Raw genomic sequence first — 11,999 nt, 5'->3', positions numbered from 1 at the left:
TGATACGTCCTGGCACCGACGCCCCCGTGTACCGCTGTGCCGAGATGGTTTCCCGTTCGCGTAGGCGTCGTTCGCGTAGGCGTCGATCCTACTGACACGGTCGGCGCCCCAGGGAACCAGGAGGATGGAGATGCGGAGCAGGTCCTGGGAGGAATGGGGGAGGGAGGTCCTTCGCCGGGTGCGGCAACGGATATGGTGGCGCTCCGCGTCGTACGAGCGGCGCGAGGAAGCGTTGTCTAGCAGGGGGAACACCAGGTGAGCACGGGGACTTCGACAGGTTTCTGCCGAATCACCATCGCAGCGCCGGACAGCCGAGTCGATGTCGCGCTGCCCGAGGATCTGCCGATCCAGGACCTCTTTCCCGAGATCGTCAGGCTCTCGGGCCTGGTCCAGTCGGACACCAGTCCCGCCGGCTTCCACCTCGTGACCCGCCAGGGCCAGGTGCTCGACGCGAGCCGTTCGCTGGTCGAACACCGGGTCAGGGACGGCGAGGTGCTGCTGCTGCGGACCTTTGCCGATTCGCTGCCGCCGGCCGTGCACGACGACGTGGTGGACGCGATCGCCGCCGCGGTCAAGCAGGACGTCCGCAGCTGGAACGACAAGCTGATGCGGGTGGCCGGTCTCGTCTCCGGTGCGCTGCTGCTGGTCATGCTCGGCTTCGTCTTCTGGTTCGCGGACCCGGTGCGGCACGACATGCACGGCCTCCAGGGCATCCTCGCCGGAGTGACCGCACTCGCCCTGACGGCACTCGCCGGTATCCGGGCCCGGGTGTACGAGGACCGTGGCTCCGCCGTCGCACTCGGCATCTCGGCGCTGCCGCACGCGCTCATCGCGGGTTCCGGCGTCATCGCGCAGGACGCGGGTGAAGGCCCCGGCAGGATCCAGTTCCTCGTCGGCTGTGTCGCCGTGCTGCTCTTCTCCGTCGTGCTGATCATGCTGCTGCCCCAGGGAGACGCCCCGTTCGTGGCCGCCGCGCTGGCCGCCGCGATCGGTACGCTCGCCGTGTTCTGCGGTGTGCTCACCGAGGCGGCGCCGCGGGAGATCGCCGCGGGCACCTCGGTCGTCGCCCTGGCGGTCGTCGGCTTCCTGCCCGGCTGGTCGGCCCGCTTCGCCAAGCTGCCGATCGGTTTCCGCAACCCGGAGGACCTGGCCAGGGCGCGTCGTGACGGCGCGGAGGGCGACCTCGAGGCCGTCGACGTCCAGCGCATCGTCGCCCAGACGAGCCGCGGCCACGAACTGCTGCTCGGCCTGGTGGGCGGCTGTGCCGTCGTCATCGTCGGCGCGGGCGGCGCGGTGCTCGGCTTCAGCGACAGCGGCTGGGCCCAGCTGCTGGCCCTCGCCACCGGCCTCGCCGCGATGCTGCGGGCGCGACTGTTCCGGTACACCGCCCAGGTCACCTGCCTGTTCGTGGCCGGTGTCGTCACCCTCGGTCTGCTGGTCCTCGGCCTCGCGATCTCGCCGCCGGTCGACATCGTCATGGAACTGCTCAAGGGCAACTCCGGCCCCGTCGACGTACGCACCCTGTGGCTCGGCGCCTCGGTCGGGGCCGGTGTGCTGCTGCTGATCGCGATCGCCCTCATCGTGCCGCAGAAGGGGCTCTCCCCGTTCTGGGGCCGCATGCTGGATCTCGCGGACTCGCTGGTGCTGCTCTCCCTGATCCCGATCTGCCTGGCCGTCCTCGACGTCTACGGCAAGGTCCGCGGCGGCATCTGACCCGCGAAGGGCCGTCTGTCAAGAGCGCGCTCGCGTGCTGGTACGCTGTGTGACGGCCGTTTGTGTACGCACCCCCGGAGCCCCAGGCCCTGGAGGACGCGCCCAGCGGATCCCCGCCTCCCGAGTAACGGAAGCTCCCCCGAGACACAGACCGGGGGCACTCGGTGGCCACACAAAGACTACGAGGAGTACGCGTGTCGCTCGACGCCGCTACGAAGAAGCAGATCATCACCGACTTCGGTACCAAGGAGGGCGACACCGGCTCCCCCGAGGTCCAGGTCGCGATGCTCTCGCGCCGTATCTCGGACCTGACCGAGCACCTCAAGACCCACAAGCACGACCACCACTCCCGCCGTGGTCTGCTGATCCTGGTCGGTCAGCGCCGCCGCCTGCTGCAGTACCTCGCCAAGAAGGACATCCAGCGCTTCCGTACGCTGGTCGACCGCCTCGGCATCCGCCGCGGTGCGGCGGGCGCCAAGTAAGACGCCGTGAAGGGAGCGGTCCCCACTTTCGAGTGGGCCGCTCCCTTTGCTGTACGTACGGAAACGTGCGGAGTGTCACCACCCCTTTGTAGTGTGGTAGCACAACGCAATACGTACGAGAACGAGGAGAAGTGCACCTCGCCGCCGCCGGTCCTCGGTAGTGGCCCCCGGGGGATTGCGAGCCCCGGGTGCTTCGATCGAAGACCGGCCCGCACCAGATGGAGCGCTTCTCCGCCGACGTCCCCCTGCCACACGGGCAGGACGGGACGAAAGACGAAAAGTATCGGAGAAAACGCTAGTGGAGAACGAGACCCACTACGCCGAGGCCGTTATCGACAACGGTTCCTTCGGCACCCGCACCATCCGCTTCGAGACGGGCCGCCTGGCCAAGCAGGCCGCCGGATCCGCCGTGGCGTACCTGGACGACGACACCATGGTGCTGTCGGCCACCACCGCCTCCAAGAACCCCAAGGACCAGCTCGACTTCTTCCCCCTGACGGTGGACGTCGAGGAGCGGATGTACGCCGCCGGCAAGATCCCCGGCAGCTTCTTCCGCCGTGAGGGCCGGCCGAGCGAGGACGCGATCCTCACCTGCCGCCTCATCGACCGCCCGCTGCGCCCGTCCTTCAAGAAGGGCCTGCGCAACGAGATCCAGGTCGTCGCCACCATCATGGCGCTCAACCCCGACCACCTGTACGACGTCGTGGCGATCAACGCCGCCTCCGCGTCCACGCAGCTGGCCGGTCTGCCCTTCTCCGGCCCGATCGGCGGCGTCCGCGTCGCGCTGATCCGCGGCCAGTGGGTGGCGTTCCCGACGCACACCGAGCTCGAGGACGCCGTCTTCGACATGGTCGTCGCGGGCCGCACCCTGGAGGACGGCGACGTCGCGATCATGATGGTCGAGGCCGAGGCCACCGACAAGACCATCCAGCTGGTCAAGGGCGGCGCCGAGGCGCCCACCGAGGAGGTCGTCGCCGCCGGTCTGGACGCCGCGAAGCCCTTCATCAAGGTGCTCTGCAAGGCCCAGGCCGACCTCGCGTCGAAGGCCGCCAAGCCGACCGGCGAGTTCCCGATCTTCCTCGACTACCAGGACGACGTCCTGGAGGCGCTCGCCGGCGCCGTCCGCCCGGAGCTCGCCTCCGCGCTGACCATCGCGGGCAAGCAGGAGCGCGAGGCCGAGCTGGACCGCGTCAAGGCGCTCGCCGCCGAGAAGCTCCTGCCGGAGTTCGAGGGCCGCGAGAAGGAGATCTCCGCCGCGTACCGCTCGCTCACCAAACAGCTGGTCCGCGAGCGCGTGATCAAGGAGAAGAAGCGCATCGACGGCCGCGGTGTCACCGACATCCGCACGCTGGCCGCCGAGGTCGAGGCCATCCCGCGCGTGCACGGCTCCGCCGTGTTCGAGCGTGGTGAGACCCAGATCCTGGGCGTCACGACACTGAACATGCTCCGCATGGAGCAGCAGCTGGACACGCTGTCGCCGGTGACGCGCAAGCGCTACATGCACAACTACAACTTCCCGCCGTACTCCACCGGTGAGACCGGCCGCGTCGGCTCCCCGAAGCGCCGCGAGATCGGCCACGGCGCCCTCGCCGAGCGCGCCCTCGTGCCGGTGCTGCCGACGCGCGAGGAGTTCCCCTACGCGATCCGCCAGGTGTCCGAGGCGCTCAGCTCGAACGGCTCGACCTCCATGGGCTCGGTCTGCGCCTCCACGATGTCGCTGCTGAACGCCGGTGTGCCGCTCAAGGCCCCCGTCGCCGGTATCGCCATGGGCCTCATCTCCCAGGAGATCGAGGGCGAGACGCACTACGTCACCCTCACCGACATCCTCGGTGCGGAGGACGCCTTCGGCGACATGGACTTCAAGGTCGCCGGCACCAAGGAGTTCGTGACCGCCCTCCAGCTCGACACCAAGCTGGACGGCATCCCGGCCTCCGTCCTGGCCGCCGCCCTCAAGCAGGCCCGTGACGCCCGCCTCCACATCCTCGACGTGATGATGGAAGCGATCGACACGCCGGACGAGATGTCCCCCAACGCCCCGCGGATCATCACCGTCAAGATCCCCGTGGACAAGATCGGCGAGGTCATCGGCCCCAAGGGCAAGATGATCAACCAGATCCAGGAGGACACCGGCGCCGACATCACGATCGAGGACGACGGCACGATCTACATCGGCGCGGTCGACGGACCGTCCGCCGAGGCCGCCCGCACCACGATCAACTCGATCGCCAACCCGACCATGCCGGAGGTCGGCGAGCGCTACCTGGGCACGGTCGTCAAGACGACCACCTTCGGCGCGTTCGTCTCGCTGCTCCCCGGCAAGGACGGTCTGCTGCACATCTCGCAGATCCGCAAGCTCGCCGGCGGCAAGCGCGTGGAGAACGTCGAGGACGTGCTCGGCGTGGGCGCCAAGGTCCAGGTCGAGATCGCCGAGATCGACTCCCGCGGCAAGCTGTCCCTGATCCCGGTCATCGAGGGTGAAGGCGACGAAGAGAAGAAGGACGCTGCATCCGACAGCAGCTCCGCTGCGGGCGACCAGTGACATCAAGCAGCCCCACGGCGACGGCCCGCACCTCTTCTGAGGCGCGGGCCGTCGCCCGTACCCAAACCCTCATCAAGGGCACGAACGGCATCGGCACGGTCCGCAAGACCACCCTCCCCGGCGGCCTGCGCATCGTCACCGAAACCCTGCCCTCGGTCCGCTCGGCGACCTTCGGTATCTGGGCGCACGTCGGCTCCCGCGACGAGACCCCGTCTCTGAACGGCGCCACGCACTACCTGGAGCACCTGCTCTTCAAGGGCACCACCCGCAGGTCCGCCATGGACATCTCCTCGGCCCTCGAGGCGGTCGGCGGCGAGATGAACGCGTTCACGGCGAAGGAGTACACGTGCTACTACGCGCGCGTGCTCGACACCGACCTGCCGCTCGCCATCGACGTCGTCTGCGACATGCTGACGGGCTCGCTCATCCTCGAAGAGGACGTCAACGTCGAGCGGGGCGCGATCCTCGAAGAGATCGCCATGACCGAGGACGACCCGGGCGACGGTGTGCACGACCTGTTCGCGCACACGATGTTCGGCGACAACCCCCTCGGCCGCCCGGTCCTCGGAACGGTCGACACGGTCAACGCCCTGACCGCCGACCGCATCCGCCGCTTCTACAAGAAGCACTACGACCCGACCCACCTGGTGGTCGCGGCGGCCGGCAACATCGACCACAACAAGGTCGTACGCCAGGTCCGCGCCGCCTTCGAGAAGGCCGGCGCGTTCAAGAGCCCCGACGCCCAGCCCATCGCCCCGCGTGACGGCAAGCGCGCCCTCCGCACCGCGGGCCGCGTCGAGCTGATCGGCCGCAAGACCGAGCAGGCGCATGTCGTCCTCGGCATGCCCGGCCTGGCCCGCACGGACGAGCGCCGCTGGGCGCTGGGGGTGCTCAACACCGCCCTCGGCGGCGGCATGTCGTCCCGCCTCTTCCAGGAGGTCCGGGAGAAGCGCGGACTGGCGTACAGCGTGTACTCGTACACCTCCGGCTTCGCCGACTGCGGCCTGTTCGGCGTGTACGCGGGCTGCAGGCCCTCGCAGGTGCACGACGTGCTGAAGATCTGCCGCGACGAGCTGGACCACGTCGGCGAGCACGGCCTGTCCGACGACGAGATCGGCCGCGCCATCGGCCAGCTCCAGGGCTCCACGGTCCTCGGCCTCGAGGACACCGGTGCGCTGATGAACCGTATCGGCAAGAGCGAGCTCTGCTGGGGCGAGCAGATGTCCGTCGACGACATGCTGGCCCGGATAGCCTCGGTCACCCCGGACGACGTCCGCGCGGTCGCCCGCGACATCCTGGGACAGCGGCCCTCGCTGTCGGTGATCGGCCCGCTGAAGGACAAGCAGGCGTCCCGTCTGCACGAGGCCGTCGCCTGGTCAACTCCGGAACCCCGGTAAGGAAGCAAGAAGATGAGCAAGCTGCGCGTGGCGGTCCTCGGTGCCAGGGGCCGCATCGGCTCCGAGGCGGTACGGGCGGTCGAGGCCGCCGAGGACATGGAGCTGGTCGCCGCCCTGAGCCGGGGCGACAAGCTGGAGACGCTGACCGAGACCGGCGCCCAGGTCGCCGTCGAGCTGACCACGCCGGCCTCGGTGATGGACAACCTCGACTTCTGCGTACGGCACGGCATCCACGCCGTCGTCGGGACGACCGGCTGGACCGACGAGCGCCTCGCGCAGCTGCGCGGCTGGCTGGCCCAGTCCCCGGAGACGGGCGTCCTCATCGCGCCGAACTTCTCCATCGGCGCCGTACTGACCATGAAGTTCGCGCAGATCGCCGCGCCCTACTTCGAGTCCGTCGAGGTCGTCGAGCTGCACCACCCGAACAAGGTCGACGCCCCCTCCGGCACCGCCACCCGCACCGCCCAGCTGATCGCCGAGGCCCGCCGCGCCGCCGGCACCGCTCCGGCACCGGACGCCACGGTCACCGCCCTGGACGGCGCCCGCGGCGCGGACGTCGGCGGCGTCCCGGTGCACGCGGTCCGCCTGCGCGGCCTGCTGGCCCACCAGGAGGTCCTGCTCGGCGGCGAGGGCGAGACCCTCACCGTCCGCCACGACTCCCTGCACCACAGCAGCTTCATGCCGGGCATCCTGCTCGGCGCCCGCAGGGTGGTGACCACTCCGGGCCTCACCTTCGGCCTGGAGAACTTCCTGGACCTGGGCTGACCCGGGCCATGCGCGCCAAACTCTCCTACGCCATAACGGCTGCCGTCCTGGTCTTCTACTTCGGCCTGGTCGGCAGCCGGGGCATCATGCTCATCCAGACCGGCACGCTCGTCACCGTCACCTTCGGGGTCGCGGTGCTGATCCTGCCGGTGATCGGCCTGTGGTTCCTGTGGAAGAACACCCAGTTCGTCCGCAAGGCCAACCAGCTCGCCGCGGAACTCGACGCCGAGGGCGGCCTGCCCGTCGACGAACTGAGGCGCACGCCGGGCGGCCGTATCGACCGCGACTCGGCCGACGAGGTCTTCGCCAAGCGCAAGGCCGAGACCGAGGCGTCCCCCGACGACTGGCGCAGCTGGTTCCGGCTGGCCGTCGCCTACCACGACGCCCGCGACACCCCGCGCGCCCGCAAGGCGATGCAGCGGGCCATCGCGCTGCACGACGGCAGGACCGTCGAGGCCTGAGCCGTACGCCGAAGGGGCCGACCCGCACCGCTGCGGATCGGCCCCTTCGTGTGCTCGTCGGGTCAGCCGCGGCCGTTCTCCGCGGCCCACGCCTCGACCGTGTCCGCCGCCCGGTCGAAGGCCTCACCCCGCGCCAGGAAGTCCGCGTTGTGCGTGGTCAGCAGCGGCGGTACGCCGTCCGCCGCCCGGTCCCGGCGTACGAGGACCAGCGCTTGCCCCTGCACCGTGCGCGGCAGCCCGAGCCAGCGCACCGGCTGCTGCACCGTCCGCACCGTGACGATCTGCTCCCAGGGCGCCGTACGCGTGACGAAGAAGCCGACATGGCGCAGCCCCCGCGCACTCACCCACACACCCACCCGCAGCAGTCGCAGAGCGCAGGTGATCACCAGCAGCGCGGTACCGAAGACAACGCCGCCCTCCGTCACCGTGCCGGTCAGCGCGATGATCACCGCAGCGAACAGCACATACGAGGCGAGCAGCAGCGACAGCGCCGCCACGGCGACCCGCCAGGGCCCGGGACGGTAGGGACGCCGCCAGCGATCGTGGTCGTCGAAGGGCAGCGCGACATCGTCGGCTGCCTCGAAGGCGCGGTCGGCCGTCAGGAAGGGCAGGGGCACGGCTGGTCCTCACTCGTCCATGCGTGGGCTGTGCCCGGTGAGGCTATCGACCCGTGTCCCACCTCACCACCCTCGGGGGTCCGGATGGAGTCAGTCACGAGCAGCGCGACGATGCGTAGAGTGGGCGCCGCCCCAGAGAAGTGATGGAAGGACCCTCCGAGCCGTGACCGACACCCCCGCCGACGACCTCAAGCCCAGCTTCCGCAGCGACGTCACCGTCGAGTTGGTCAAGCACACCGCGGCCGACTCCGACGTCCTGTGGGCCGCCCGCGTCTCCACCGCCGGCGAGCAGTCCCTCGAGGAGCTGCAGAAGGACCCGGAGCGCTCCAAGGGCCTGATCAACTACCTGATGCGGGACCGGCACGGCAGCCCCTTCGAGCACAACTCCATGACCTTCTTCATCAGCGCCCCGATCTTCGTCTTCCGCGAGTTCATGCGGCACCGCGTGGGCTGGTCGTACAACGAGGAGTCGGGCCGGTACCGGGAGCTCCAGCCGGTCTTCTACATCCCCGGAGAGTCCCGCAAGCTCGTCCAGGAGGGCCGCCCCGGCAAGTACGTCTTCGTGGAGGGCACCCAGGCCCAGCAGGAGCTGACCGGCCGCGTCATGGCGGACACGTACCGCCAGGCGTACGAGGCCTACCAGGAGATGCTCGCCGCCGGCGTTGCCCGCGAGGTCGCCCGCGCGGTGCTCCCGGTCGGCCTGTTCTCCTCGATGTACGCCACCTGCAACGCCCGCTCGCTGATGCACTTCCTCGGCCTGCGCACCCAGCACGAGCTGGCGAAGGTCCCGTCCTTCCCGCAGCGGGAGATCGAGATGGTCGGCGAGAAGATGGAGGCCGAGTGGGCCAGGCTCATGCCGCTCACGTACGCGGCCTTCAATGCGAACGGCCGTGTGGCGCCGTAACGGACCCTCGTTCCCCGGCCGGGCACAGATGTACGGACCAGCCTCGTGAACTGTCCGTATTGCGGCATTTAGTGAAGTTCATCTAGCCTGAACAAACGGACCCGGCACTGCTTGAACCCCCGAGCAGGCAGTGCCGGGTTCCGCCTTTGTCACGACTTGTCGCCAGCCCCGAGGGCAGACCCCGCCTTGAGCAGCGAGTAGCGTGTTACCCATGGCTCCGACCTCCACTCCGCAGACCCCCTTCGGGCGGGTCCTCACCGCCATGGTCACGCCCTTCACGGCGGACGGCGCACTCGACCTCGACGGCGCGCAGCGGCTCGCCACCCATCTGGTGGACGCAGGCAACGACGGCCTGATCATCAACGGCACCACCGGCGAGTCGCCCACCACCGGTGACGCGGAGAAATCGGATCTCGTACGAGCGGTTCTGGAGGCCGTCGGCGACCGCGCCCACGTCGTCGCCGGCGTCGGCACCAACGACACCCACCACAGCGTCGAACTGGCCCGCGCCGCCGAGAAGGTGGGCGCACACGGCCTCCTGGTCGTCACGCCGTACTACAACAAGCCCCCGCAGGAGGGCCTGTACCGGCACTTCAAGGCCGTCGCCGACGCCGCCGAACTGCCGGTCATGCTCTACGACATCCCCGGCCGCAGCGGCGTCCCGATCAACACCGAGACCCTCGTCCGCCTCGCCGAGCACCCGCGGATCGTCGCCAACAAGGACGCCAAGGGCGACCTCGGCCGCGCCAGCTGGGCCATCGCCCGCTCCGGCCTCGCCTGGTACTCCGGCGACGACATGCTCAACCTGCCCCTGCTCTCCGTGGGCGCGGTCGGCTTCGTCTCGGTCGTCGGCCATGTGGTGACCCCGGACCTGCGCGCCCTGGTCGAGGCGTACGTCTCCGGCGACGTCCAGAAGGCCACCGAGATCCACCAGAAGCTGCTCCCGGTCTACACCGGCATGTTCCGCACCCAGGGCGTCATGACCACCAAGGCCGCGCTCACCCTCCAGGGCCTGCCCGCAGGACCTCTGCGCGCCCCCATGGTCGAGTGCTCACCCGAGGAGATCGAGCAGCTCAAGATCGATCTTGCCGCCGGCGGGGTACAGCTCTAGCACCAGACTTCGCGCGCCCACCGCGCGCAACCAGACTTCACAACTGAATAAGCAGGCCACCGGTGCCTGCGTCCACAACGACAACTGCTTCTGCACGAACGTCATGCGCGCCACGTGCCCCACCGGTACGTGGCGTGTGTGGTTGAGGAGAGTCTTTTGAGTCATCCGCATCCTGAACTCGGCTCGCCGCCGCCGCTCCCCGAGGGCGGCCTGCGGGTCACCCCGCTCGGCGGCCTCGGCGAGATCGGCCGAAACATGACGGTCTTCGAGTACGGCGGCCGCCTGCTGATCGTCGACTGCGGAGTGCTCTTCCCCGAGGAGGAGCAGCCCGGAATCGACCTGATCCTGCCGGACTTCTCGTCCGTCCGGGACCGCCTCGACGACATCGAGGGCATCGTCCTCACCCATGGCCACGAGGACCACATCGGTGGCGTCCCCTTCCTCCTCCGGGAGAAGCCGGACATCCCGCTGATCGGCTCCAAGCTGACCCTCGCCCTGATCGAGGCGAAGCTCCAGGAGCACCGCATCCGCCCGTACACCCTGGAGGTGGCGGAGGGGAACCGCGAGCGCATCGGCCCGTTCGACTGCGAGTTCGTCGCGGTCAACCACTCCATCCCCGACGCCCTGGCCGTCGCCATCCGCACTCCCGCGGGCATGGTGGTCCACACGGGCGACTTCAAGATGGACCAGCTGCCGCTGGACAACCGCCTCACGGATCTACACGCGTTCGCACGGCTGAGCGAGGAAGGTATCGACCTCCTCCTCGCCGACTCCACGAACGCCGAGGTCCCGGGCTTCGTCCCGCCCGAGCGCGACATCTCCAACGTCCTGCGTCAGGTCTTCGCCGGTGCTCGGAAGCGGATCATCGTGGCGAGCTTCGCCAGCCACGTCCACCGCATCCAGCAGATCCTGGACGCGGCCCACGAGTACGGCCGCCGGGTCGCCTTCGTCGGCCGTTCGATGGTCCGGAACATGGGCATCGCGCGGGACCTGGGCTACCTGAAGGTCCCGCCGGGCCTGGTCGTGGACGTCAAGACGCTCGACGACCTCCCGGACGATGAGGTGGTCCTGGTCTGCACGGGCTCCCAGGGCGAACCGATGGCCGCCCTGTCCCGGATGGCCAACCGCGACCACCAGATCCGCATCGTCGACGGCGACACGGTGATCCTGGCGTCGTCGCTGATCCCCGGCAACGAGAACGCGGTCTATCGCGTGATCAACGGCCTGACCCGCTGGGGCGCGAACGTCATCCACAAGGGCAACGCCAAGGTGCACGTCTCGGGCCACGCGTCCGCGGGCGAGCTCCTGTACTTCTACAACATCTGCCGGCCGAAGAACCTGATGCCGGTGCACGGCGAATGGCGCCATCTGCGCGCCAACGCCGAGCTGGGCGCCCTGACCGGCGTCCCGCACGACCGCATCGTCATCGCCGAGGACGGCGTGGCCGTCGACCTCATCGAGGGCAAGGCCAAGATCTCCGGCAAGGTCCAGGCGGGTTACGTGTACGTCGACGGCCTCTCGGTCGGCGACGTGGGCGAGCCGGCCCTCAAGGACCGCAGGATCCTCGGCGACGAGGGCATCATCTCGGTCTTCGTGGTCATCGACTCGTCGACCGGCAAGATCACGGGCGGCCCGCACGTCCAGGCCCGCGGCTCCGGCATCGAGGACTCCGCCTTCGGGGAGGTCATCCCGAGGATCACGGAGGTCCTCGAGCGCTCGGCTCAGGACGGCGTGGTCGAGCCCCACCAGATGCAGCAGCTGGTGCGGCGGACCCTGGGCAAGTGGGTCTCGGACACCTATCGGCGCAGGCCGATGATCCTGCCTGTGGTGGTGGAGGTCTGACGGTCCGTCGGACCTCCATGGGCCTGAACCTGGAGCGGGGCGCCTTGATTTGCATCGAGGCGCCCCGCTCCAGTACGTTTACGGCTCCGCCTGAACGGGAACCCGGTCGCCTCGTGCACCGGAACCAGTCCCCGCAAGGGGCGGGAATTCCGACTCAGAACTTCTGAT

At 69.3% G+C, this 11,999-nt stretch carries 10 protein-coding genes; 9 read left to right on the top strand and 1 reads right to left on the bottom strand.

What is annotated here, in order from left to right:
* Positions 1-255: 255 nt before the first annotated feature.
* From eccD to AQJ91_RS45245, 6 genes are all read left to right on the top strand, one after another.
* A complete protein-coding gene (eccD, locus tag AQJ91_RS45270; protein WP_079085689.1) occupies positions 256-1,713 on the top strand; it encodes a type VII secretion integral membrane protein EccD in 1,458 nt (485 codons plus the stop codon).
* 194 nt (positions 1,714-1,907) lie between these two features.
* Complete coding sequence (gene rpsO, locus AQJ91_RS45265) at positions 1,908-2,195, top strand: 30S ribosomal protein S15 (protein ID WP_067035180.1); 288 nt, start codon at positions 1,908-1,910, stop codon at positions 2,193-2,195.
* 298 nt (positions 2,196-2,493) lie between these two features.
* Positions 2,494-4,734, top strand: coding sequence for a polyribonucleotide nucleotidyltransferase (locus AQJ91_RS45260; protein ID WP_067035177.1), 2,241 nt, complete (start codon positions 2,494-2,496; stop codon positions 4,732-4,734).
* The gene (locus AQJ91_RS45255; RefSeq protein ID WP_067035174.1) at positions 4,731-6,131 is read left to right on the top strand and encodes a M16 family metallopeptidase; all 1,401 of its coding nucleotides are present in this window, start codon (positions 4,731-4,733) and stop codon (positions 6,129-6,131) included. The genes AQJ91_RS45260 and AQJ91_RS45255 overlap by 4 nt, the downstream gene beginning before the upstream one ends.
* 12 nt (positions 6,132-6,143) lie before the next feature.
* Positions 6,144-6,896 (top strand): 4-hydroxy-tetrahydrodipicolinate reductase, encoded by a 753-nt coding sequence (gene dapB / locus AQJ91_RS45250; RefSeq protein ID WP_067035171.1) that lies wholly within the window; start codon positions 6,144-6,146, stop codon positions 6,894-6,896.
* 8 nt (positions 6,897-6,904) lie between these two features.
* Positions 6,905-7,357, top strand: a complete 453-nt coding sequence (locus tag AQJ91_RS45245) for a tetratricopeptide repeat protein (RefSeq protein WP_067035169.1) — start codon at positions 6,905-6,907, stop codon at positions 7,355-7,357.
* 62 nt (positions 7,358-7,419) lie between these two features.
* Here AQJ91_RS45245 and AQJ91_RS45240 read toward each other — a convergent pair whose 3' ends face one another.
* Entirely contained in the window at positions 7,420-7,974 is a 555-nt protein-coding gene (locus tag AQJ91_RS45240; RefSeq protein ID WP_067035166.1) for a PH domain-containing protein, read from the bottom strand.
* Between the two features lie 163 nt (positions 7,975-8,137).
* On the opposite strand from AQJ91_RS45240, the gene thyX reads away from it, so the two are divergent.
* The 3 genes from thyX to AQJ91_RS45225 all read left to right on the top strand — a co-directional run bounded on the left by thyX (position 8,138) and on the right by AQJ91_RS45225 (position 11,831).
* Positions 8,138-8,878: an FAD-dependent thymidylate synthase gene (gene thyX / locus AQJ91_RS45235; protein WP_067035163.1), complete on the top strand. Its 741-nt coding sequence runs from the start codon at positions 8,138-8,140 to the stop codon at positions 8,876-8,878.
* 211 nt (positions 8,879-9,089) lie between these two features.
* Positions 9,090-9,989, top strand: a complete 900-nt coding sequence (gene dapA / locus AQJ91_RS45230; RefSeq protein ID WP_067035159.1) for a 4-hydroxy-tetrahydrodipicolinate synthase — start codon at positions 9,090-9,092, stop codon at positions 9,987-9,989.
* Between the two features lie 156 nt (positions 9,990-10,145).
* Positions 10,146-11,831: a ribonuclease J gene (locus AQJ91_RS45225; RefSeq protein WP_067035156.1), complete on the top strand. Its 1,686-nt coding sequence runs from the start codon at positions 10,146-10,148 to the stop codon at positions 11,829-11,831.
* The last annotated feature ends 168 nt before the right edge of the window (positions 11,832-11,999 follow it).

Origin of the sequence: Streptomyces dysideae, assembly GCF_001514305.1 — a bacterium.
Lineage (GTDB): Bacteria > Actinomycetota > Actinomycetes > Streptomycetales > Streptomycetaceae > Streptomyces > Streptomyces dysideae.
This window is presented reverse-complemented; position numbering and strand designations above follow the sequence as displayed.